Raw genomic sequence first — 23186 nt, 5'->3', positions numbered from 1 at the left:
CGACCGCGTCCGACGCGCCGCTAGCCGATCGGGCTCGCGGTGATCTCCGCGATCACGGTGCAGCGCAGGTATTCCGGTGGCGCGGTTTCCAGGAGGGCTAGTTCCTCCTGCCCCTCGGCGATCCGCGGATCGCGCATCCAGGCGGCGTAGGCGGTGTCGCTGTCCCACTTCGGGTGGTTCACGAACAGTGTGCCATCCCGGCTGAGGAACGGCGTGGCCGAGATGAAGCCGGGGAATGACTTCTTCCACCCGGCGCTCTCCCGCAGCAGGTCGAGCACCCGGTCCGCCGCCCCCTCGGCGAGGTGGCGGATCGCCACGACCACCACCTCGGGGTCGGCCCCCGCGGCGGGGCCCTCGATGCCGGGTTCGGCGCGCCCGGCGAACACGGTGCCGACGTCGACCCCGGGCCAGTCCCCGATGCCGCGCAGCCGCTCGCAGTCGGGGTTGTCCAGGAAGGACCGGGTGTACTCCTCCTCGCCCGCCCACTCCCCCTGGTCGACCAGGGTGGTGCCGTCGTCGGCGAGGTGCAGGGTGGCGGAGCGGAAGCCGGGCGCGTGCCGCAGGTGCGCGCTGACCTCCTCGGTCCAGGTGCGGGCCAGTCGGTCGGCGGTGGCCCTGCCGTCGGTGCGCAGGATGCCGAAGGTGGTGTGCTCGCCTGAGCTGTGCGGTGCCATCGGTGCGGAGTCCTCCTCGGCGTCAGCGGAAGGCGTCCACGCGCTCGTGGACCCACTCCCGGAAGGTGGCGGCGGGGCGGCCGGTGACCTCGGCCACGACGTCGGAGCCGACCTCCGGTTCCTTGGTCAGCGCGGCGAAGTAGTCCAGCGCGCCATCGGCGTAGGAGGGCGGCCACCCCGTGTCGACCATGGCACGGCGGGCGTCGTCGTGCTCGACGTCGACCCAGCCGATGGGCCTGCCGAGGACCTCGCCGATGATCTCCACCTGGCGGGCCTGCGACAGCTCCTCGGGGCCCGACACCAGCAGCGCGCGCCCGCCGAGACCGCCGGTGACCAGCGCCTCGGCCCCCACCGCGGCCAGGTCGCGCTCGTGCACGGAGGTGCGGGTGGCCGCGCCGTAGGGGAACCGGACCACGTCCCCGCCGCGCACCTGCCCGGCGAAGCCCACCGCGTTGGCGAAGAACCCGGTGGTGCGCAGGAAGGTCCACTCCGCGCCGGTGGGCTCCAGCAGCGACTCCAGGTAGGCGTGGCAGTTGTTGTCCACCGGTTCGAGTCCGATGTGGACACCGACGGAGGACACCAGCGCCACCCGCCGGGGCACCGAGGTGATCTTGGCCACCACGGCCGGGGCGGTGGTGGTGTCCAGGGTGAAGAACGGCCACATCAGGAACACCCCGTCGGCGCCGTCGAGCGCGGCGTCGACGCTGTCGGGGTCCCCGAGGTCGCCGTGGAACACCTCCACCCCGGCGGGCAGCCGCCCGGCGTTCGGGTCGTCGGGCAGCACGAGCGCGCGCACCCGCGCGCCCCTGGCCAACAGCTCGGCCGCGGCGTGCGGGCCGACGTTGCCGGTGGCGGCGGTGATCAGGACGGTGGGCTGGTCGGACACGGTTCTGCCTCTCCTGGTGCGGGGTGGTGGTGCCGGATCGCTGCGGGCCGGGGGTCACTGCCCGCTGAGCGTCACTGGGGCGGGTTGCCGTGCTTGCGCTCGGGCAGGGCGGCGTGCTTGGCGCGCAGCATGGCCAGCGCGCGGACCAGCACCGAGCGGGTTTCCCCGGGGGCGATGACGTCGTCGACCAGGCCGCGCTCGGCGGCGTGGTAGGGGTGCATCAGCTCGGCCCGGTACTCCTTGATCCGCTGGGCGCGCACCGCGGCCGGGTCGTCGGCCTCGGCGATCTCGCGGCGGAACACCACGTTGGCCGCGCCCTCCGCGCCCATCACCGCGATCTCGTTGCCCGGCCAGGCCAGCGCCAGGTCGGCGCCGATGGACCGGGAGTCCATCACGATGTAGGCGCCGCCGTAGGCCTTGCGCAGCACCAGCGAGACGCGCGGGACGGTGGCGTTGCAGTAGGCGTAGAGCAGCTTCGCGCCCCGGCGGATGATGCCGCTGTGCTCCTGGGACACCCCGGGCAGGAAACCGGGCACGTCGACCAGGGTGACCAGCGGGACGTTGAACGCGTCGCACCACTGCACGAACCGCGCGCCCTTCTCCGAGGCCTCGATGTCCAGCGCGCCCGCGAGCACGGCCGGGTTGTTGGCGACCACGCCGACCAGGCCGCCGTCGAGGCGGGCCAGCGCGCACACCAGGTTGCCCGCCCAGCCGGGGTGCACCTCCAGGAAGTCGCCGTCGTCGACGACCTCCTCGATGACCCGGCGCACGTCGTAGGCGCGGCCCTGGTCGGCGGGCACGATCTCGGCGAGCACGTCGGTGGGGCGGTCGGGCGGGTCGTCGCCGCGCAGCACCGGGGGCAGCTCGCGGTTGTTGGCGGGCAGCATGGACAGCAGGTGGCGCACGTCGGCGAGGCACTCGCGCTCGTCGTCGTAGGTGAAGTGCGCCACCCCGGAGCCGGTGGCGTGCACGTCGGCCCCGCCGAGGCCGTCCTGGGTGATCTCCTCGCCGGTGACCGCGCGGACCACGTCCGGGCCGGTGATGAACATCTGCGAGGTGCCGCGCACCATGAAGACGAAGTCGGTCAGCGCGGGCGAGTACGCCGCCCCGCCCGCGCACGGGCCGAGCATGACGCTGATCTGCGGGATGACCCCGGAGGCGCGGGTGTTGCGCTGGAAGATGCCGCCGTAGCCCGCGAGCGCCTGCACGCCCTCCTGGATGCGCGCGCCCGCCCCGTCGTTGAGCGAGACCAGCGGGGCGCCCGCGGCCTCGGCCAGGTCCATCACCTTGTGGATCTTCTGCGCGTGCGCCTCGCCGAGCGCGCCGCCGAAGACGCGGAAGTCGTGGGCGTAGACGAACACGGTGCGCCCCTCGACCTCGCCCCACCCGGTGATCACCCCGTCGGTGTGCGGTCGCCGGTCCTCCATGCCGAACCCGACCGCGCGGTGCCTGCGCAGCGGTTCGACCTCGGTGAACGAGCCCTCGTCGAGCAGCAGGTCGATCCGTTCCCTGGCGGTGAGCTTGCCCTTGGCGTGCTGGGCGGCGGTGGCGCGTTCGCTCGGACCGCGGCGGACCTCGGCCTTGAGCGCGGTCAACTCCTCGATCTGGTGCAGCACGGTGTGCTCCTTCACTGGGAAGTCGGGTGCGGGGACTCATCGCCCCGGGAGAGCAGGCCCGCCAGACCGGCGGCGGCGCCCACCGCGGCGACGGCGGTGAGCACGGCGACCGCGGCGCCCCCGGTGGAGACGACCAGGGCGGGGACGACGACCGCCCCGACCTGCACGGCGGTCTGGTAGGCGCCGCCGGTCGCGGCCCGCTCGACGGCCCCGGCCCCGGACAGGGCGGTGGCGTTGAGGGCGGCGAAGGCGAGCACGAAGCCCGCCGCCACCAGCAGCAGCGCGGGCAGCACACCGAGCGGGTAGTCCGACAGCGCGCCGGGGCGCAGCAGCAGGGCGCAGCCCGCCGCGGGTGCGAGCGCGCCCGCCGCGATCAGCCGCCGGGCGCCGACGCGGCGGACCAGGTCGCCGGAGAACGGCGCGGCGACCGCGAGCGGCAGGCTGGCGGGCAGCAGGGCCAGTGCGGTGGTCAGCGGCGACCAGCCCGCGCCCTGCCAGCGCAGCGACAGCAGCAGCAGGAGCCCGACGTTGACGCCGTTCATCGCCGCCGCGGTCACCGCCGCCCCGGCCAGGGCGCGGTCGCGCAGCACGGCGGGCGGGACGAGCGGGGAGGACGCGCGGCGCTCGACGGCGGCGAACCCGGCGGCGAGCACCGCCGCGGCGAGGAGCCAGGGCGCGGGAGCCGCTGATCCGGCGCCCACCGCGAGCGCGGTCAGCGCACCGGCGAGCAGCAGCGCCCCCGGCGGGTCGAACCGGCCGTGGGCGGGTTCGTCCGCCGGGATCAGCCGGGCGCCCGCGGCGGCCAGCACCAGCACCACCGGGGCCGGGGCGGCGAGCGCCCACCGCCAGTCCACGGTGGACAGCGCGCCGGAGAGCAGCAGCCCGGTGGCGAAGCCCGCGCCGCCGCAGAGCGCGTACACCGAGACCGCCCGGTCGCGGGCGGGTCCGGCGGGGAAGGCCGCGCCGATGATGGCCAGGCCGGTGGGGGCGGTGAGCGCGGCGCAGGCCCCCTTGACCACCCTGGCCGCGACCAGGGTCACCGGGTCGCCCGCCAGCCCGGCCACCACCGAGGCGGCGGCGAACACGACCAGGGCGCCCAGGTAGACCCGGCGCCTGCCCAGCAGCGCCACCGCCCGCCCACCGGCCAGCAGCAGGCCGCCGAAGCCGAGGGCGAAGCCGGTGACCGGCCAGTGCGCCGCGGCGGGGGCCAGGCCCACCCCCGCCGCGGCCGTGGGCGCGGCCACCACCAGCGCCGAGACCTCGACCGCGTCGATGAGCATGTTGGCCGCCAGCACGAGCAGCAGCCCCCAGCCCGCCGCGGGCGGCGCACCCGGTCGCCTGCCGGTCCGGTCCGGTGCGGTCACGGTGTCCCCTCCCCTGGTCGGTGTGGCCGGTCAGCCGAGCAGGCTGCCGCCGGAGGCGTCGACGAAGGCCCCGGTGATCCAGCGGGCCTCCTCGGACACCAGGAACGCCACCACGTCGGCGACGTCCTCCGGTTCGCCGACCCGACCCAGCGCCGACAGTCGCGCCATCTGCTCGACCACCTGCGGCATGTCGAACACCGGGTTGCCGTTGCGGGTGATGCCCGGGGCCACCGAGTTCACCGTGATGCCGCGCGGGCCCAGGTGCTTGGCGAAGTGCCTGGCCAGTTGCTCGACCGCGCCCTTGCTCATCGCGTAGGCGATCTCCTGCGGGTTGGCGACCCTGGTCAGGCCGGAGGAGATGTTCACGATCCGGCCGCCGTCGGGCATGATCCGCAGCGCGCGCTGGATGGTGAAGAACGGCGCCTTGGCGTTGACGGCGAAGATCCGGTCGAACTGGTCGGGGGTGGTGGCCTCCGGCTCCACCCCGCCCATGGTGCCCGCGTTGTTGACCAGGATGTCGAGCACGGCGGCCCCGGTGCGCTCCTTGAGCCCGCGTTCGACGCCGAGGAACAGCTCGTGCACGTCGCCGGGCACGCCCAGCTCCGCCCGCACCGCGAAGGCCCGGCCGCCCTCGCGCTCCACGGTCTCCACGGTGTCCTTGGCGGCCACGTCGTCGCTGGTGTAGTGGACGGCGACCAGCGCGCCCTCCCTGGCCAGCCGCAGGGCGGTCGCCCGCCCCATGCCCCGGCTGGAGCCGGTGACCAGTGCCGTCTTGCCGGTGAACCTGCCCATCGTCTGCCGCTCCCTGTCGTCGGTGTGGCGCGCGCCGTCTGGGGTCGCGCGACCGTTGCGGGTGGTGCTGGGGTGGGTGGTGCTCGGGTGGGTGCTCGGACCCGTGGTGCCGGGCCATTCGGTCCCGGGTCCGCCGCGCCGCGCGGTGGGCACGCCGAACCAGCGGTCGAGCGCGGGCACCGGGTCGCCCTCGCCCGCCCACACCACGTGCCCGTCCGGGCGCACCAGCAGTGCCGGGGCCGGGGCGTCCCGAGTGGACCCGACCGCGGTGGTGACCCGGTCGGCCCAGGGGTCCGCGGCGGCGCGCAGCCGCTCGGCGGCCCCGGTGTCGGTGACCAGCAGCAGGCCCCGGCCGCCGCGCAGCAGCTCGGCGACCGTGCGCTCGCTCGACTGACCGGCGACCGCGAGCCGCAGCGGCGGCACCGGGGCGCCGAGCAGCGGGTGCTCGCCGGGGCCGACGTCGTAGCGGGTGCCGAGGCCGCTGATCGCACCGGCCAGGTGCTCGCGCGTTCCCGGGTACGCCATCAGCTCGGCGACGACGTCGCGCACCGGTTCGACCTCGGGGCCGCCGAACAGCAGCAGCGCCTGCGCGGCGATGTCGGCCAGGGTGCGCGCGCCCACCGCGTGCCGCTCGGCGTGGTAGCTGTCGAGCAGCCCGGGCCCGGCGAGGCCGCGGACCTGGGCGGCCAGCTTCCAGCCCAGGTTCACCGCGTCCTGCAACCCCAGGTTGAGCGCCTGCCCGCCCACCGGGAGCTGCCGGTGGGCGGCGTCGCCCGCGAGCAGCACCCGGCCGTCGCGGTAGCGCGCGGCCTGGCGGTTGGTGTCGTCGAACCGGTTGAGCCACAGCGGTTCGCCGTGCCCGATGTCCTCGCCGGTGACCCGCCGCCAGGTGTCGACCACCTCGGCGAAGGTCGGCTCGCCCCGGTCGGGGCCGGGCGCGCGGCCGAACTCGTGCGCCATGACCCGGGTGACGCCGTCGCCGCGCCGGGCGGCGACGGCGAACCCCTTCTCCAGCCGCTGGAACCGCCGGTCGGGGATGTCGATGCCCGCGACGTCCGCGCGCACCAGCTCCCGCACCGCCCCGGTGCCGGGGAAGGGGATGCCCGCCAGCTCGCGCACGGTGCTGTCCTGCCCGTCGCAGCCGACCACGCACAGCGCCCGCAGCCGGACCGGTCCGCGCGGGCCGTCGGCGGTGACCTCCACGTGGTCGGCGCCGACCGACAGCCCGCGCACCGCGTGCCCCCGGCGCAGGTCGGCGCCGAGGCCGACCGCCCAGTCCCGCAGCACCCGCTCGGTGGTGGTCTGCGGCACCTTCCACTGGCCGGGGTGCGCGCCGGGCAGGGTGAGGTCGAGCGGAATCCCGCCGAAGTGGCCCCTCGGCTCGTTCGGCGGGTTCCCCAGCGCCGCCACCAGCCCCCGGCTGTCGAGCACGTCCATGGTCCTGGCGTGCAGCGTGGAGGCGCGGGACTCGGTGGTCGGCTCGGGCAGCCGCTCCAGCACGACCACCTCGGCCCCGCCCAGGCGCAGCTCACCGGCCAGCAGCAGCCCGACCGGACCCGCGCCGACGACGACCACCTGCGTGTCGGTCCTCCCGGTCGTCGTCACGGCGCTCACCCCCGCGACTGCTCGGCGTGGGCCTTGGCGTGGCCGAGGGTGGCCAGGCTGTTGGTGCTCAGCGCCGTGGTCACGTACTCCTTCGCCTGTTCCACGGTGGCGTCCGGGCCGAGCACCGCCGCGATGTTCTCCGTGCGCAGCACCACGGTGTGCTGGGAGGTGGCGGTGGTGACGCCGTCCCGCTCGGTGAACGTCCACACCCCCGTGTGCAGGTCCATCAGCGCGGGCAGGGTCACCTGCTTGTAGGCGATCCGGTGGTGCGGCAGGCACACCCGGTAGGACTCGGTGGTGTGCGTCGACCCGTCCTTGGCGCGGGTGTCCATCCGCAGGTTCTGCAAGCCGGGCGCGGGCTCCCGCAACCGCACCTCGGCCACGTGCGGCAGCCGCTGCGCCCACAGGTCGGCCCGGTCGATGAAGTCGTAGACGTCGCGGGCCGAACCGCGCACCTCGACGCTGTCCTCGAACGAGAACGTCCACTCCCTGGCCGCGTACAGCGACTCCACGGTGGACTTGAGCGCCGCCAGTTCGGTGCGCGAGTTGCGGTCGACCGCCTCGTCGATCCAGGCCAGGCCCGCCGGGTCGTCGTCGACCGCGCGGTAGTCGTGCCGCAGCCGGACCCTGGCGCCCTCGGGGTGCTCCTCGACGATCCAGGTGCCGCCCATCTGCGCCACCGGCGGGGTGGAGACCTGCTGGCGGAACTCGATGCGCAGGCCCGCCCGGTCCAGGGCCCGCCGCGAGGTCCAGTGCTTGGGCTCGCCGTTGGCGGTGGCCCAGATCCGGATGAGCTCGGCCTGCGAGCCCAGGTCCTCGCGCTCGACGAAGATCGTCGGCGGGAACAGCCTCGGCCAGTTCTCCACGTCGGCCAGCAGCCGGTAGACCTCCTCGGCGGGGGCGGCGACGGTGATCTCGTGCTCGACCTCGGTGAGGCCGGGCGGCTCGGTCTGGGTGGACATGCGGTGCCCTCCTGTCGTCGGGTCGGTCAGAAGTTGCCCAGGCCGCCGCAGACGTTCATCGCCTGCGCGGTGATGGAGGCGGCGGTGCCCGACACCAGGTAGCCGACCAGGCCCGCCACCTCCTCGGGGGTGGAGTAGCGGCCCAGCGGGATCTTGGCCTGGAACTTCTTGAGGATGGCGTCCTCGCTGGTGCCGTAGGCCTCGGCGTAGCCGGAGCGCACCCTGGCCGCCATCGGGGTCTCCACGTACCCGGGGCACACGGCGTTGACGGTGATCCCGGTGGGCGCCAGCTCGTTGCCCAGCGCCTTGGTGAAGCCGACGACGCCGTGCTTGGACGCCGAGTACGGCGCGCCCAGCACCACGCCCTGCTTGCCCGCGGTGGAGGCGATGTTGATGATGCGGCCGCGCTCCCTCTGCCGCATCCCGCCCGCGGTCAGCACCTCCCTGGTCATCCGGAAGACGCTGCCGAGGTTGGTCTCGATCACGTCCTCCCACAGCTCGTCGGCGATCTCGGCGGTGACCCCGCCCCCGCTGCGGCCCGCGTTGTTGACCAGCACGTCGACCGGTCCGTAGCGGTCGACAGCGGCCTGGACGAAGGCCTTGACCTCCGCGCCGGAGCGGACGTCCACCGTGGTCCCGTCCACCTCGAACCCCTCGGCGCGCAGCTCGGCGGCGGTGGCCGCCACCGAGTCGGCGCTGCGGGCGCCGATGAAGACCGCGTGCCCGGTGCTGCCCAGCAGCCGCGCGACGGCCAGCCCGATGCCACTGGTGGCGCCGGTGACCAGCGCGACCGGCTTGTCCTGCGTCATGTCCCCGTCCTCCTGCTCGTGTCTCGCGGTCGTCGTCAGACGGTGGCCGACAGCCGGGCGTTGACCGCCTCGACCATGGCGCGCGGCGTGCGGTGCTCGGTGACGGTGTCGTCGTCGAGGGTGATGCCGTACTCCCGCTCGATCAGGCCGCAGGTCTCCAGCAGCGCCAGCGACTCGTAGCCCAGCTCCTCGAAGTCGGTGTCGAGGATGTCGCCGCTGAGGTCGACGGTCTCGTCCGCTCCCGCCCCTTCGGTGAGGATGCGGGTCAGGTCGTCCACGGTGAACCTCTGCTCGGGCATGGCTGTGCTCCTCGGGTGTCGAAAGGTGTGTGTTCGTCCGATGTGGACTTGCTGGCGCGTGGCGGTGCCACCGCGCGGTTCGGTGCGGGTCGCGTCAGTCGGTGCCGCGCACGACCACGGCCGAGTTGAACCCGCCGTGGCCCCTGGCCAGCACCAGGGCGGTGCGCACCGACGCGGGCCGGGGCTGGTGCAGCACCAGGTCGAGCCCCAGCCCCGGGTCGGGCGAGGTGTTGGTGGTGGGCGGGATCAGGCCCTCCTCGATGGCCAGCAGCGCGGTGGCCACGTCGAGCGGGGCCGCCCCGGAGCAGAGCCTGCCGATCATGGTCTTGGGCGCGGTGACCGGCACCCCGCGCGGTCCGAACAGGCCGGTGATGACCTCCGCCTCCACCCGGTCCAGCTCGGGGACCCCGGCCGCGTCGGCGAACACCACGTCCACCTCGTCGGCGGCCACCCCCGCGTCGGCCATGGCCAGCTCCGCCGCGCGGCGCAGCCCCGGTTCCCGGCCGGAGCCGGGCGCGGGGTCGAAAGTGGCCCCGTAGCCCGCCAGCTCGCCGTAGGCGCGGGCGCCGCGCTCGACGGCCCGCTCGGCGTCCTCCATCACCAGGATCGCCCCGCCCTCACCGGGCACGTGCCCGGCGGCGTCGGGGTCGAACGGCACGAACGCGCGCTCGGGGTCCTCGACGGTGCTGAGCCTGCCGCCCGCGAGCTGCGCCACCCACCCCCACGGGCAGATCGGGGCATCGATGCTGCCGGAGAGGATGAGCGGGGTGCCCTTGCGGATCTGCCTGCGCGCCTGGGCCAAGGCGTCCAGCCCGCCCGCCTGGTCGCTGACCACCACCCCGCTGGGGCCCTTCATCCCGTTGCGGATGGAGATCTGGCCGCTGTTGACCGCGTAGAACCAGGCGAAGGACTGGTAGGCGCTGACGTGCTGGCTGCCCATGCTCCACAGCTTGCGCAGCTCGTTCTGGCCGAACTCGAACCCGCCGGAGGAACTGGCGGTGATCACGCCCATCTCGTAGGCGTCGAAGGACGCCGGGTCGGCCTTGGCGTCGGTGAGCGCCCAGTCCGCGGCGGCCAGGGCGATCCTGGTCATCCGGTCGGTCTGCGGCAGCAGCCTGCTCGGCAGGTGGTCGGCCGCGGTGAACCCGGTGATCTCCCCGGCCAACCGCGCCGGGTAGGGCGTCGGGTCGAACCGGGTGACCCGGCCGATCGCGTTGCGGCCGACCCTGGTGGCCGACCAGTAGTCGTGGGTGCCGACGCCGTTGGGCGCGGCGGCACCGATTCCGGTGACGACGACCTTCGGCTTCGCCGAGGTGGTCACGCCGGTGGTCATGGGGTCCTCCGGTCGGGTCGGGCGAGCACGATGGCGCTCTGGAAGCCGCCGAAGCCGCTGCCGACGCTCAGCACGGTGTCGGTGCGGTGCTCCCGGGCGGTGATCGGGACGTAGTCCAGGTCGCACTCCGGGTCCGGGGTGCGCAGGTTGGCCGTGGGCGGGACCACGCCGTACTCCATCGCCAACGCGGAGGCGGCGATCTCGATGGAGCCGATGGCCCCGAGGGAGTGGCCCACCATCGACTTGATGGAGCTGACCGGCGTGCGCCGGGCGTGCTCGCCGAGGGCGCGCTTGAACGCGGCGGTCTCGTGCCGGTCGTTCTGCTTGGTGCCGGACCCGTGCGCGTTGACGTAGTCGACGTCGGTCGGGTCCACCCTGGCCTCGTCCAGGGCCACCCGGATCGCCTCGGCCATCTCCGCGCCGTCGGGGCGCAGGCCGGTCATGTGGAAGGCGTTGCAGCGCGAGGCGTACCCGGCGACCTCGGCGTAGACGTGCGCGCCCCGGCGCAGCGCCGCGCCCAGCTCCTCCAGCACGAACACCGCCGCGCCCTCGCCGAGCACGAACCCGTTGCGGGAGCGGTCGAACGGCCGCGACGCGGTGGCCGGGTCGTCGTCGCGCGGGGTGGTGGCCTTGATCGCGTCGAAGCAGGCCAGGGTGATCGGCGAGATCGGCGCGTCGGTCGCCCCGGCCACCACCACGTCGGCGGTGCCCTCGCGGATCAGCTCGACCGCGTGCCCCACCGAGTCGATGCCCGAGGTGCAGCCGGTGGACACGACCGAGACCGGGCCCTCCGCGCCGACCGCCCAGGCCACCTCGGCGGAGAACGAGCTGGGCACGAAGTGGTCGTAGAGGTGCTTGGTCGCGTACCGGTGGTCGACCAGCTCCAGCCTGCCCCCGTCGGACACGACGCGGTACTCCTGGTCCAGGCCCATGGTGGCGCCGACCGCGCTGCCGATGGTGACCCCGGTCCGGTGCGGGTCGAGGTCGACGAACTCCAGCCCGGAGTCCGACACCGCCTCCCGCGCCGAGACCACGGCGAGCTGCGCGGCCCGGTCCATCCGCCGGACCTGCTGCGGCGACAGGCCGCTCTGCTCCGGGTCGAAGTCGATCTCCGCCGCGACCCGGGAGCGGAACCCGGACGCGTCGAAGGTGCTGATCGCCCTGGTCGCGGTGCGGCCGTGGGAGAGCAGGTCCCAGAACGCCTTCGTGCCGACCCCGCCCGGCGCGGTCACGCCGATGCCGGTGATCGCCACCCGCCTGCCGCTCACCTGTCCCCCTCCCAGGAGTAGAAGCGCTCGGCCATGGCGTCCTTGGGCGAACGCCAGGTGGCCGGGTCGTAGGCGTCGATGAACGGCTTGAGGTCCTCGCTGATGCCGATGAACCTCGGGTCGAACTTGGCCTCCTCGATCAGCTCGCCGCCGTTGTCCGCGTCGAAGTCCTGCAGGTGGAAGTACAGGCCCCGGTAGGAGAAGAGCTGGCGCCTGCGGGTGCCCATGCGGTGCGGCATGTCGGTGGCGTCGAAGTCGCCGAACAGGTCGGCGACCTTCGCACTGGACCCCGGGTCCATCCTGGCCACGATCAAGGTGCTGTGCATCCCTGCATCCCCTTACGTCGCAAGCGTTCCGATGCCGACGACGATGTCGGCGACTTCCACCGGAGAAGCGGGAGAGGCTGTTTTTCCCCCGCTGTCAGAACATCCGGTGGAACTGTCACCATCGTCGGCCGCCGGGCTCCGACCGGTCAAGGCGCTGCGCTACAGGGCTGTGTCAAGTCCCGTCAAGTCCCGTCACGACTCGTCAAACCCGGCGGTCGCACGGTCGACGGTCGCGTGGTCGGCGCAGCCCATCCGGAACCCGACGCCGCGCACGGTGATGATCCAGTCCCGCGACCCGAGCTTGTTGCGCAGGCTGCTGACGTGGGTGTCGATGGTGCGCGCGGACTCCATCCAGGTCTCCGCCCAGACCCGCGACATCAACTGCTTGCGGGAGACCACCCTGTCCGGTTGGGACGCCAGCAGGTACAGCAGGTCGAACTCCTTGCGGGTCACCGCGACCCGCTCGTCGCCCAGGCGCACCTCCCTGGCGTGCCCGTCGATGCGCAACCGCCCCCGCGAGACCTGTTTCGGCACCGCCGGGGTGGGCCGCACCCTGCGCAGGACGGCGTCCATCCTGGCCAGCAGCTCGCGGAAGCCGTACGGCTTGACCAGGTAGTCGTCGGCGCCCGCCTGCAGGCCGAGCACCCGGTCCAGTTCGGTGTCGCGCCGGGTCACCGCGATGACCGGCAGGTCACCGGCCGCGCGGATGCTGCGACACACCTCGAGCCCGTCGATGTCGGGCAGTTCTAAGTCGAGCAGGACGAACTCGGCCTGGTGGAACGCCTTGAGCCCCGCGGCACCGGTGCCCACGACCGACACCTCGTACCCGTGCCGCGACATCCCGTTCACCAGGGACTCCGCGTCGACCCGATCGCTCTCGATCACAAGAACGCGCACTGCTGGCTCCTTGTCGGTGATGGAGCCGGAAGACCCGCCGGACCACCGGCACCCCCTTGGTCGTTCACCTCAGTACGCGCGCGGACCCCGGCCGCCGAATTGCACTGCACTGTGCAGGGCAAACCGGCGCCCGCGCGGGAGCACCCGACAGGTGTCGGGCGCAGCGGGGACATGGTCGTCGCGTCGGTCAGCCGGGAGGGGTCGCCGCCCACGTCCCGGTGCGGTCACACACCGCCGATCACCACCACGGTGAAACCGATTGCCCCCACTTTCACCGTTGCGATTGTTGCCCAACCTTTTACCCTCCGAACACTTATTGTGACCCGGGTCACAGCACGTTACGCAGGACACAGGCAGATCACGAAGAGTGTTCAACCAAAGTCGAACCCCGACGGAAGAAGGCGGTCAATAACAGCGATTCGAGACGTCCTCGCAGCTCAGCGCCCCGTTGCCGAACACCGGCAAGTGATGGAGCAGTTCAAACCCCCACTCCAGTGAAGCCGATCACAAATCGACAACCGGTCGTGCGAGCCGGACTCAGGACTTCTCAGCAGGGCTTTCGGACGAAGACCCAAGAAACGATTGCCGCGTCCGAGACCATCCCGGCAACGGTTTCACGCAGGTCATCGCACCGGGTGCCGCCGACCGCGGAAACCCGCGCGCCGGACCATGATCATCGGGCTAGGATCGCGGACCGTACGGACCCCGACCCGGGAGGAACGCACCGTGGAACTCGCCGTGTTCGGCGCCAGCGGTCCGACGGGACTGCTGCTCACCCGGCGCGCGCTCGACGCAGGCCACCGGGTCACCGCGGTGACCAGGCGACCGGCCGACTTCCCGCTCACCGCCCCCGGGCTGACCACCGCCGGGGGCGACGTGCGCGACCCGGACGCGGTGCGCGCGGCCATCGCGGGCAGCGACGCGGTGGTCTCGACCATCGGCGTCCCCTACAGCCGCAAGCCGATCACCGTCTACTCCGCGGGCATCACCACCATCACCCGGGCCATGGCCGACCTCGGCGTCCGCCGCCTCGTCTGCGTCAGCTCCCGCGCCGTCGACCCGACCCCCGCCCCCGGCGACGGCCCGTTCGAGCGCCGGGTCGTCGACCCGCTGCTGCGCCTGGCGGGCCGGACCCTCTACACCGACATGCTCCGCATGGAGGACGCCGTCCGCGCCACCGACCTGGAGTGGACGGTCCTGCGCCCCAACGGCCTGTTCGACACGACCACCACCAGCGACTACCTCGTCTCCCCCACCCTCCCGGCGGGCCGCTTCACCGCCCGCCCCGACCTGGCCGACGCCCTCCTGCGCGAGGCGGAGCACAGCCACCACCCCTGCCGGACGGCCTGGGTCGTCACCACCACCGGCGTCCCCACCACCCGCCAGATCATCGCCAGGGAAGCCTTCGGCATCGGCAAGTGACCCCGATCAGCCGTTCTCAGGCAGAGCCAAGGGGAATCGGCAACCCGGATGTCCCGTTCCGTTCGCCTGCCAGGGTGCGACATGGACAGCCGGACACCCCACCCCCGCTACACCCGCAACCCCGGCACCGGCGCCCCAGCCGCCACCGCGGAAACCACCGGCGTGGCACACCAGGAGATCGACCGCGACACCTCATGGGTGGCACTGCCCGCCCGGCGACAACCCGGGTGGTCGTGAGCGCAACGCCTCCGGGCGACCACCGGAAGTCGTCCACCGATCCCGAGACCACCGGCGAGCACCGATTCGGAAGACCATGAGCGAAACTCCTGCCCGGTACGACGTGGTCGAGGCCACCGTGACCCGGCACCTCCACTACGGCCTCGTCGTGGTCGGTCCGTTGGACCTGCCGGGGTACGTCGACAGCGACCACATCCGGGACTGGGCTCAGCGGGAACAACCGTGGCCGGAGGTGGGATCACGCATCAGGGGGGTTGTCCTCGGGTACACGTCGGTCCGGCCGGCCCCCACACGCCTGCGCGTGACGGCTCGTCCAGGAGACATCGCCCTGGTGGAATCCGTCGATGACCCGGACGAGGCGCTGCGCACCTGGAGGGACACCTCACCGAAGGGGGCGCGGGCGGCCGAGGTGCTGTTGCGCTCGGCCCACGCCATCCCCCTCCTGCGCTGGGCGCTCACCCGGGCTCCGGACGGCGACGACCACCGCACGGCCTCTGCCATCCTCGCTGACGCCCCACCTGCGATCCGGGAACAGTGCCTGGGTTCTCAAGCTTGATCCCCGGGAACCGGAGGTGAACTCCGGAGCGGCCACCAGGTGGGCCAGCCGTCTCGTGCCATGGGGGGTTTTCATCGGAGCGGAACCCCGAACTCCACCCGGGCGCGCGGTGTGCGAACCGCTGACAATCGAATGAAAGATGTCCCCGGGAAGGAGAAGCGCGCACAACAGCTTCTTCCCACTCGGCGGACCCGACCACGGCCCGGTCCTTCCTGGGCAGTGACGTCCAGGGTGGACCCATCCCGTGGACCGCCGGTTGTGGACACAGGGGGTGCGCTCGGCCGTTCGGCCCTGTACACGGTTGGGGGTTGCTGTTGGGATGGCCGCATGTATGACGCTGTTGTGATTGGTGGTCGGTGCGCGGGCGCCGCTGTCGGGACGCACCTGGCCCGGCAGGGGCGCCGGGTGTTGGTGGTGGACCGGTCGCGGTTTCCCAGTGACGTGTTGTCCACGCACTTCATCTGGCCGCACGGTGCTTCCCACCTGAACCGGCTCGGTGTGCTGGACCAGGTCCGAGCCGTGACACCCGCGCACACCGAGGTGACCATCGTCAACGACGGGATCGCCCTGCGCGGCAGCGTTCCCGAGGAGCTCCTGCGCAACCAGTTCCGGTTGCTGCACGGTGATGACCACGGGATCACCACGGAGTACTTCTCGGTCCGCAGGCACGTGCTGGACAAGATCCTGATCGACAACGCGGTCGAGGCGGGGGTGGAGTTCCGCGAGGGGTACACCGTCAAGGAGCTGCTGCGCGACGACGACGGCACCGTTGTCGGCATCGAGGGGCGGGACGGCACGGTCGAGCACGCGCGGGTGGTGGTCGGGGCCGACGGGCGGAACTCGTTCGTCGCGCGCGCCCTGGGCATCGGCAAGTCCGACGAGCGGCCCCGGTGCACCTTCGCCTACTGGAGCTACTTCAGCGGCATCCCCGACGCCCCCGCGCAGATCCACCGCCGGGGCAGGTTGGGGATGGCGATGGCCTCGACGAACCACGGGCGGACCATGGTGCTGGCGTGGGGGCCGAGCGAGTGGGCCGCGGGGTTCCGGGCCGACGTCGAGGGCAACTTCCACCGCGCTCTCGGGCTGATCAGCGAGGAGGCGGCGGGCACCGTCGCGGCGGCCACGCGGGAGGAGCGCTTCTACGGGACGCTCGACCAGGCCGCGTACCTGCGGCAGTTGCACGGGCCCGGTTGGGTGCTCGTCGGTGACGCCGAGTCGTTCAAGGACCAGTGCACCGCGCTGGGGATCACCCACGCCCTGCGCGACGCGGAATTGGCCGCGGCGGCGATCGGCCGGTGGCTCGGCGGGGAGTCCGACCGGGACACCGCCATGGCCGGGTACGCAGCCAAGCGGCGCAGCCAGACCGCCGCCGCCTACTACGACTACGTGTGCACGCTCGCGGAGATGAAACCGCTGCGGCACGACGAGTTGCAGCTCTTCTCGACCCTGCGCGGCAACCAGGCCGAGACCGACCGCTTCATCGCCACCCACGTCGACGTGGCGCCGGTCTCGGAGTTCTTCGACCCGTCCAACGTGTTCCTGCTCAACGACACGGCCAGGGAGTCCTCGCGCGACCACGGCGTGTTCGCCGACTTCGAGGCCACCTACCGCGACCACCACCGCAACCCGTTCCAGCGCGCGGAAGCCGAGGGGACCCGATGACCCGCACCGCCGCACACGAACGCGAGGACGGCGAGGTCGTCGCCGCCGTCATCGCCGCGGCCGACACCGCCGCCACCGACCCGCTCGCCGCGGCCAAGGCCGTCGCCGCGGCGGCACGCGAGGTGTCGGACATGATGCGCAACTGGGCCTCGCACATCCCGTGGGAGGATCTGGACGGGTTGGACACCCTCCCGGCGGAAGAGGCGGCCCGGTTCTTCGACGAGGACTACCCGGCGATCCGCGCCGACCTGGAACCGATGTGGGAACCGGCGACGGCGGCCGCGCCCGCGATCGACCCCGACGAGGACCACGCGCTCGACAAGAACGCCTACGACTTCTTCCGGCCCGTCGGCGCCAACCTGCTCGGCCGGACCGAGGAGTTCCACGGCTGGGTGGAAGCGCGCAGGCGCACCGAGACCTGGCAGTACTCCCGGGTCCTGGAGGCGGCGCCCAGCGGGGTCGCCACCATCACCAACGACCTGAGCAAACCCGCCCGGGGCATCAACTTCAACTCGCAGGACTACCTGTCGTTCAACGCCCACCCGGAGATCCGGGAGGCGGCGGTCCGGGCGATGCGCGACTTCGGCCCGCACAGCGCCGGATCGCCAATGGTGCTGGGCAACACCCGCATCTCCGACGAGCTGGAGGCGGCCCTCGGCGCGCTGGTCGGCCTGGAGCACGTGACGCTGTTCTCCAACGGGTGGTCGGCGGGCTTCGGCACCGTCACCGGCCTGGTCCGCCAGGAGGACCACATCCTCATCGACCGCCTCGCCCACTCGTGCCTGCAATCGGGGGCGCGGGCGGCCACCAGGAACATCACCCGCTACACCCACCTCGACGTCGAAGCCGTGCGCACCCACCTGGCCCGCATCCGCGCCACCGACTCCCGCAACGGCATCATGGTGATCACCGACGGCCTGTTCTCGGTGGACGCCGACTGGCCCGACGTCGCCGCCCTCCAGGAGGTCTGCCGCGCCCACGACGCGACCCTGCTCGTCGACGTGGCGCACGACCTGGGTTCGATGGGCCCCGGCGGCACCGGCGTCCTGGGCATCCAGGACATGGTGGGCGAGGTCGACCTGGTCATGGGCGCGTTCTCCAAGACCTTCGCCTCCAACGGCGGCTTCGTCGCGGCCAGGTCCCCCGCGGTGAAGCAGTACGTCAAGATGTTCGCGGGCCCCCACTTCTTCTCCAACGCCCTGTCCCCCGTGCAGACCGCGGTGGTGCTCAAGGCGGCCGAGATCATCCGCACCGACGAGGGCGACGCCCTGCGCGGGCGGCTGTTCTCCGCCATCCACGCCCTGCGCGACGAACTGACCACCCGCGGGCTGACCTGCATGGGTTCCCCGAGCCCGATCGTGCCGGTCCTGATCGGCAACGAGAAGCTGGCCAGGACGGTCAACCGCCTGCTGTTCGACCGCGGGGTGCTGGCGTTCATGGTCGAGTTCCCGGTCACCCCGACCGGCGCCTCGCGCTTCCGGTTGCAGGTGCAGGCCGCGCACGAACCCGAGCAGGCGCGGGAGGCGGCGCGCATCATCGACGGGGCCCTGCGCGACGCGAAGGAGTACCTGTCCAGCGCGTTCGGCAACTCGTTCTAGTACGCGCGGAAAGGCAGGCACACGCGGAAAGGCTGGTACACGTGGAAAGGCCGTGGGCGGGGAGTTCCCCGCTCACGGCCTTGGTCCGGCAGGTCGGATCAGACGTGCACCTTCCAGTGGACGTTCATCCGGTAGGAGGTGCTCGACGCGGTGAACCAGATGGACTTGGTCGAGGTGCGGAGGTTGTCCCAGCCCGCCAGCTTGTTGTTGTCGTACATGTGGGCGTAGCGGTGCGGGATCGTCATGCACGCCTTGGCCGGGGTGAACACGTCGTCCATGAAGAGCTTGATGAGCCAGCCGAGGAGCTTGCCGACGAGCCAGGCGATGACCTTGCCGAGGAGGCCCGCGAGCACCTTGGACAGGTACACGCTCAGCGCGGTGCCGATGAACCCCTCGATCGCGCCGAGGACCTGGGCCTGGACCTTCTCCCAAGCGGCGTTGACGGCGTCGGCGAAGCCGCCGTAGTCGGCGTCGGCCATGAGCAGGACGTCGCAGACGGTGGCGGGGGCGGACGCCTCGTGGCCGATCAGGTTGGCGTAGGAGAACGTCAGCGAGGGCTGGTAGACCTTGATCTCACCCGAGTCGAAGTCGTTCATCACGGTGAACGGGGCGATCTTCTTGGTCACACCCTTGTGGTCCACGGTGCTGCCGCCGAGCCGGATCTCGTCGCCGAAGTACTCGTTGGAGTTCACCGCCTTGATGGAGCTGATCTGCAGGCTCAGGCCCTTGAGCGTCGAATTCGCCGCCGTCGGGTCGACGCCCTCGGCCGCGGCGACGTCCAACGCGTGCCGGGTGGTGGTGGCCGACTCGGCCTGCACCCGGTCCGCCTCGGCCTGGAGGCTGCGGCGCAGGGCCGCCCAGTCGACCGGCAGGTCGCGGAAGGCGCCCTCGAAGCCCAGCCGGGCGTACGCGGCGGGGTCGAGGCGGCCGTAGCGGCCGAACTCGGCGACCCGGGTGTCGACGTCGGCGGCCAGCAGGGACTGGGCGCCGCGGCGGGTCCGCTCCTGGCGCTCGGCGGGCAGCGAGCGCACCCCCGCCTGGAGGATGGACTCGATCGAGCCCGCCGGGAACACCTGGTCCGGGTTGGCCGCGGCGGTGGTCAGCGACAGGCGGAACGCCTGGTCGGCCTCCTGGGCGATGATCAGGGCCTGGGGGTCCCGCAGGTCACCCGGTCCCTCTGCGATCGGGTGGTCGGCGTCCTCTGCGGTCACGGCGGTGTCGGCGACCGCCTGGACGGCGCCCGGCGACACCAGGGTCGCGGTCATCGCCGCGGCCACCGCCACCGCGGGCAGGGCGTAGCGCCACGCGGGGTACGAACGAGAACGGAGGTGTGTTTTCATCGGGAAACCTTTCCTGGTCGTCCGGCGAGCGCCGCCCGCCGTGCACTCATAGGTCTACGGAGGCGACGTTGTCGGCCTGTTGTGCTGCTGTTGTGGCCCGTTCGCGGGGAACGCGGTGACCGGCACCGAGCAGGTCGGGCTGTGCGAGGTCCGGGTGCTGGGGCCGGTGTCCGCGCACGGTCCCGACGGGGAGGCCGAGCTGTCGGGCACCCGCCAGCGGGCCGTGCTGGGGGTGCTGGCGCTGCACGCGGGCGAGGTGCTGCCCTTCCACCGCCTGGTGGAGGTGCTCTGGGGCGAGGACCCGCCGCGCACCGCCCTGCGCACGCTGCACAGCCACGTCGCGCGGATCAGGCAGGCGCTGGCCGCCTGCGGCGCCCCGCCGGTGCTCGGCACCCGCGAGTCCGGCTACCTGCTGGACCTGCCCGCCGGGTGCGTCGACGCCCACCGCTTCGCCGAGCTGGTCGCCACCGCGCGCCGCGACCTGGCGGGGGGCGCCCCCGAGCGCGCCGCCCAGGGGCTGCGCGCGACGCTGGAGCTGTGGCGGGGCGAGCCGTTCGCGGGTGCGGCCCTGGTCGGGTGGGGTGAGCACGAGGTCGAGCGGCTGCGGGAGCTGCGCCGCTCGGCGGTCGAGGACCTGTGGGAGGCGGAGATCCGCTGCGGCGGGCACGAGGCCGCCGCCCTGGAACTGCCCCGGTTGGTGGCCCAGGACCCCACCCGCGAGCGCCTGGTCGGCTTGCAGATGCTGGCCCTGTACCGCTGCAACCGCCACACCGACGCGCTCGAGGTGTACGGGCGGCTGCGGCACACGCTGGCCGAGGAGTTCGGGGTCGACCCCGGCCCGGAGGTGGCCGCCCTGCACACCGCGATCCTGCGGCGCGAGCCCGTGCTCGACCCGCCGCCCCCGGCCGCCGCCGCCGCGCCCGTCCCGCCCCGGCAGCTCCCGGCGCGGGTCGGCCACTTCACCGGCCGGGGCGCGGAACTGGCCGCCCTGGACGAGGTGCTGGCCACCGCCGACGAACCGCCGATCGTGGTGATCACCGGTCCGGCGGGCATGGGCAAGACGTCGCTGGCGGTGCAGTGGGGCCACCGGGTGGTCGACCGCTTCCCCGACGGGCAGTTGTTCGTGGACCTGCGCGGCCAGGACCCGCGGCGGGCCGTGCCCGCCCACAGCGCGCTGGCCCACCTGCTGCGGGTGCTCGACGTGCCCGACGACCGCATCCCCGCCGAACCCGACGAGCGGGCCGCGCTGTACCGCTCGCTGCTGCACGGCAGGCGGTGCCTGGTCGTGCTGGACAACGCGGGCAGCGTCGAGGACGTGCTGCGGCTGGTGCCGGGCGGCGACGGGAACCTGCTGGTGGTCACCAGCCGCCTGGGCATGGCCGCGCTGGCCGCCCGGCACGCCACCCGCGTCGTCGTGGTCGACGCCCTGCGCGACGACGAGGCGGTGTCCCTGCTGGGCAACGTGGTCGGCGGGCACCGGGTGGAGCGGGAGTCCGGCTCAGCGGCCCGGCTGGCCCGCCTCTGCGGCGGCATGCCGCTGGCCCTGCGCATCGCCGCGGCCCGGCTTCTCGGCGACCCGGCGCGGCCCATCGCCGAGTTCGCCGCCGAGCTGACCGGCCCGCACCGGCTCGACGGCCTGGTGGTCGACGGGGACTCCCGCACCGTGCGCACCGTGCTGGCCAGCGCCTACGAGCCCCTGCCCGCGGGCACGGCGCGGGTGTTCGGCAGGCTCGGCCTGCACCCGGGCCCCACGTTCAGCACCCACCTGGGCGCCGCGCTGGGCGGCCTGAGCCCCGCCGACGGCAGGCGGGCCGTGGCGGAGCTGGCCGCGTCGCACCTGGTCACCAGGGCGGGCACCGGCCGCTTCCGCTTCCACGACCTCATCCGCGACTTCGCCCGCCAGTCCATCGACGTCCGCGAACCCGGCTGCGACGTCACCGACCGCCTGGTGGACTGGTACCTGGCGGTGGCCGACGCGGCGAACCGCCTGGTCGACCCCGAACGCGACCAGGTGACCCCGGTCGTCCGCCACGTCCCGACCGAGCTGCCCTTCACCGACAAGCACAGCGCCCTTGCCTTCCTGGAGGCTGAGCGGGGCAACCTGGTGCCGGTGGTGCAGCAGGCCAGGGCGGGCGGCCACCTGACCGCGGCCTGGCAACTGACCTACCTGCTCACCAGCTTCTACGACGCCACCGGCCACTGGCACGAGCGCGTCGAGCTGTGCAAGCAGGGCGCCGCCGCGGCGGCGGAGCTGGGCGAGCCCGCGGCGGAGGCGGAGATGCTGCGCGCCCTGGGCGTGGCCCACTCCATGACCCGCAGACTCCACGACGCCCTCACCACCAGCGAACAGGCCCTGCGCGTCGCCCACACCATCGACGACGTGGTGGGCCAGGGCCACATCCACAACAACATGGGCAACACCTACGCCGAACTGCGCCGCTTCGACGAGGCCGTCACCGCCCACCTGCTGGCCGTCGAGCGCTGCGCCACCGCCGGTCACGCACTGGGAAAGGCGTTGTCCCAACGCAACCTGGGCCACACCTACACCCAGATGGGCCGCGCCGAATCCGCCTTCACCCCACTGCACGAGGCCTTGGCGGGCTTCCGCGAACTGGGCCACGGCAGGCTGGAAGCGGGCACCCTCGACGCCCTGGGCGAGGCCCACCTGCAAACCGGCGAACAGGAAAAGGCCCTGGAACACTTCCACCGCGCCCTGACCATCTGCCGCGATATCGGCGACCGCTGGCTGGAGTGGGAAACCCTCCTCGACATCGGCATCGCCCACCTGGACCTCGACAACCACGACCAGGCCCGGCACCACTTCGAGGAAGCCCTGACCATCAGCCGCGAGGTCGGCGACCGCCACGGCGAGTCCTGCGCCCTCGGCCACCTGGGCCGCGCCCACCTGCTCGCGGGCGACCTGACCGCCGCCCAGACCCACCTCGAAGCAGCCCAGGCAATCCGCGAACGCGTCCCCGACCACTTCGAGGAGGCCCACCTGCACCGCGACCTCGCGGAGGTGGCCCAGCGCCGCGAAGACCCCACCACCGCCCGCCACCACCGCGAAACCGCCGCCCGCCTGTACACCCAGGCGAACGCCACCGCAGAGGCCGAGTCCCTGCTGGGCCCCTGACGTGGGCCCGTCCCCACGGACGGGCCCACATCCCCATTACCGCCTGCCCCGGAGCCGACCACCCAGGCCACCGCCTGCCCCGCCGAACCCCACCCGGGCGCAGCACCCGACCACCCAGCCAAACACTGGTCCGGTGACCAGCCACCCGAACCCACCGGGCGCAACTGCCGACCACCCCCGCAACCGCCGGCCCGGCAACCCACCACGCCAAACCCTCAGCGGCGCAGCCGATGACCACCCCGCCAGCCGCCAGCCGGCGGCCAGCCACCCCGAGCCGTCAGCGGCGCAGCCACCGACCACCCCGCCAGCCACCGGCCAGCGGCCAGCCACCCCGAGCCGTCAGCGGCGCAGCCACCGACCACCCAACAAACCGCCGGCCCGGCGCCAGAATGCCCGGGTGGGTGGAT

18 protein-coding genes are annotated in these 23186 nt (G+C 73.1%); 5 read left to right on the top strand and 13 right to left on the bottom strand.

Annotation, left to right across the window (positions count from 1 at the left end; genetic code table 11):
• Window positions 1–20: 20 nt before the first annotated feature.
• The 12 genes from UO65_RS08240 to UO65_RS08185 all read right to left on the bottom strand — a co-directional run bounded on the left by UO65_RS08240 (window position 21) and on the right by UO65_RS08185 (window position 12831).
• Complete coding sequence (locus UO65_RS08240) at window positions 21–674, bottom strand: antibiotic biosynthesis monooxygenase family protein (protein ID WP_035280250.1); 654 nt, start codon at window positions 672–674, stop codon at window positions 21–23.
• A gap of 22 nt (window positions 675–696) precedes the next feature.
• On the bottom strand, window positions 697–1560 hold the full coding sequence (locus tag UO65_RS08235) for an NAD(P)H-binding protein (RefSeq protein WP_035280244.1): 864 nt from the start codon (window positions 1558–1560) through the stop codon (window positions 697–699).
• A gap of 71 nt (window positions 1561–1631) precedes the next feature.
• Complete coding sequence (locus UO65_RS08230) at window positions 1632–3176, bottom strand: acyl-CoA carboxylase subunit beta (RefSeq protein WP_407643184.1); 1545 nt, start codon at window positions 3174–3176, stop codon at window positions 1632–1634.
• Window positions 3177–3187: 11 nt separating this feature from the next.
• Window positions 3188–4540 carry an MFS transporter gene (locus UO65_RS08225; RefSeq protein ID WP_052020895.1) on the bottom strand — a complete coding sequence of 451 codons (1353 nt, stop codon included), beginning with the start codon at window positions 4538–4540 and terminating at the stop codon, window positions 3188–3190.
• A 30-nt stretch (window positions 4541–4570) separates the two neighbouring features.
• Window positions 4571–6937, bottom strand: coding sequence for an SDR family oxidoreductase (locus UO65_RS37955; protein WP_035280234.1), 2367 nt, complete (start codon window positions 6935–6937; stop codon window positions 4571–4573).
• A 5-nt stretch (window positions 6938–6942) separates the two neighbouring features.
• Window positions 6943–7899, bottom strand: coding sequence for an aromatase/cyclase (locus UO65_RS08215; protein WP_035280233.1), 957 nt, complete (start codon window positions 7897–7899; stop codon window positions 6943–6945).
• A gap of 26 nt (window positions 7900–7925) precedes the next feature.
• Entirely contained in the window at window positions 7926–8708 is a 783-nt protein-coding gene (locus UO65_RS08210; protein WP_035280232.1) for an SDR family NAD(P)-dependent oxidoreductase, read from the bottom strand.
• A gap of 35 nt (window positions 8709–8743) precedes the next feature.
• Window positions 8744–9007 carry an acyl carrier protein gene (locus UO65_RS08205; protein ID WP_035280230.1) on the bottom strand — a complete coding sequence of 88 codons (264 nt, stop codon included), beginning with the start codon at window positions 9005–9007 and terminating at the stop codon, window positions 8744–8746.
• 94 nt (window positions 9008–9101) lie between these two features.
• The gene (locus tag UO65_RS08200; RefSeq protein ID WP_052020894.1) at window positions 9102–10340 is read right to left on the bottom strand and encodes a ketosynthase chain-length factor; all 1239 of its coding nucleotides are present in this window, start codon (window positions 10338–10340) and stop codon (window positions 9102–9104) included.
• The gene (locus UO65_RS08195; protein ID WP_035280228.1) at window positions 10337–11608 is read right to left on the bottom strand and encodes a beta-ketoacyl-[acyl-carrier-protein] synthase family protein; all 1272 of its coding nucleotides are present in this window, start codon (window positions 11606–11608) and stop codon (window positions 10337–10339) included. Before UO65_RS08195 ends, UO65_RS08200 begins: the two co-directional genes overlap by 4 nt.
• Window positions 11605–11934 carry a TcmI family type II polyketide cyclase gene (locus UO65_RS08190; RefSeq protein ID WP_035280227.1) on the bottom strand — a complete coding sequence of 110 codons (330 nt, stop codon included), beginning with the start codon at window positions 11932–11934 and terminating at the stop codon, window positions 11605–11607. Before UO65_RS08190 ends, UO65_RS08195 begins: the two co-directional genes overlap by 4 nt.
• A 192-nt stretch (window positions 11935–12126) precedes the next feature.
• Entirely contained in the window at window positions 12127–12831 is a 705-nt protein-coding gene (locus UO65_RS08185) for a response regulator transcription factor (RefSeq protein WP_233427482.1), read from the bottom strand.
• A 726-nt stretch (window positions 12832–13557) separates the two neighbouring features.
• Between UO65_RS08185 and UO65_RS08180 the strand changes: the two genes are divergently transcribed.
• The 4 genes from UO65_RS08180 to UO65_RS08165 all read left to right on the top strand — a co-directional run bounded on the left by UO65_RS08180 (window position 13558) and on the right by UO65_RS08165 (window position 18306).
• Window positions 13558–14253, top strand: coding sequence for an NAD(P)-dependent oxidoreductase (locus UO65_RS08180; protein ID WP_035280224.1), 696 nt, complete (start codon window positions 13558–13560; stop codon window positions 14251–14253).
• 313 nt (window positions 14254–14566) lie between these two features.
• Window positions 14567–15046: a hypothetical protein gene (locus UO65_RS08175; RefSeq protein ID WP_035280222.1), complete on the top strand. Its 480-nt coding sequence runs from the start codon at window positions 14567–14569 to the stop codon at window positions 15044–15046.
• Between the two features lie 327 nt (window positions 15047–15373).
• Complete coding sequence (locus UO65_RS08170) at window positions 15374–16708, top strand: NAD(P)/FAD-dependent oxidoreductase (RefSeq protein WP_035280220.1); 1335 nt, start codon at window positions 15374–15376, stop codon at window positions 16706–16708.
• Window positions 16705–18306: an aminotransferase class I/II-fold pyridoxal phosphate-dependent enzyme gene (locus UO65_RS08165; RefSeq protein WP_035280219.1), complete on the top strand. Its 1602-nt coding sequence runs from the start codon at window positions 16705–16707 to the stop codon at window positions 18304–18306. Before UO65_RS08170 ends, UO65_RS08165 begins: the two co-directional genes overlap by 4 nt.
• A 98-nt stretch (window positions 18307–18404) precedes the next feature.
• On the opposite strand, the gene UO65_RS08160 is transcribed toward UO65_RS08165, so the two are convergent.
• A complete protein-coding gene (locus UO65_RS08160; protein ID WP_152552016.1) occupies window positions 18405–19646 on the bottom strand; it encodes a hypothetical protein in 1242 nt (413 codons plus the stop codon).
• A gap of 115 nt (window positions 19647–19761) precedes the next feature.
• On the opposite strand from UO65_RS08160, the gene UO65_RS08155 reads away from it, so the two are divergent.
• Window positions 19762–22779: an AfsR/SARP family transcriptional regulator gene (locus UO65_RS08155; protein ID WP_233427481.1), complete on the top strand. Its 3018-nt coding sequence runs from the start codon at window positions 19762–19764 to the stop codon at window positions 22777–22779.
• Window positions 22780–23186 lie beyond the last annotated feature (407 nt).

It is taken from the genome of Actinokineospora spheciospongiae, assembly GCF_000564855.1.
Lineage (GTDB): Bacteria > Actinomycetota > Actinomycetes > Mycobacteriales > Pseudonocardiaceae > Actinokineospora > Actinokineospora spheciospongiae.
Note: the sequence above shows the minus strand (reverse complement) of the source record. Positions and strands in the feature narration are given on the sequence as shown.

Coding starts and splice junctions, on each gene's coding strand:
- UO65_RS08170 (WP_035280220.1), top strand. CDS start 15,374: ATGTATGACGCTGTTGTGATTGGTGGTCGGTGCGCGGGCGCCGCTGTC.
- UO65_RS08210 (WP_035280232.1), bottom strand. CDS start 8,708: ATGACGCAGGACAAGCCGGTCGCGCTGGTCACCGGCGCCACCAGTGGC.
- UO65_RS08240 (WP_035280250.1), bottom strand. CDS start 674: ATGGCACCGCACAGCTCAGGCGAGCACACCACCTTCGGCATCCTGCGC.
- UO65_RS08200 (WP_052020894.1), bottom strand. CDS start 10,340: ATGACCACCGGCGTGACCACCTCGGCGAAGCCGAAGGTCGTCGTCACC.
- UO65_RS08175 (WP_035280222.1), top strand. CDS start 14,567: ATGAGCGAAACTCCTGCCCGGTACGACGTGGTCGAGGCCACCGTGACC.
- UO65_RS08165 (WP_035280219.1), top strand. CDS start 16,705: ATGACCCGCACCGCCGCACACGAACGCGAGGACGGCGAGGTCGTCGCC.
- UO65_RS08160 (WP_152552016.1), bottom strand. CDS start 19,646: ATGAAAACACACCTCCGTTCTCGTTCGTACCCCGCGTGGCGCTACGCC.
- UO65_RS08215 (WP_035280233.1), bottom strand. CDS start 7,899: ATGTCCACCCAGACCGAGCCGCCCGGCCTCACCGAGGTCGAGCACGAG.
- UO65_RS08190 (WP_035280227.1), bottom strand. CDS start 11,934: ATGCACAGCACCTTGATCGTGGCCAGGATGGACCCGGGGTCCAGTGCG.
- UO65_RS08205 (WP_035280230.1), bottom strand. CDS start 9,007: ATGCCCGAGCAGAGGTTCACCGTGGACGACCTGACCCGCATCCTCACC.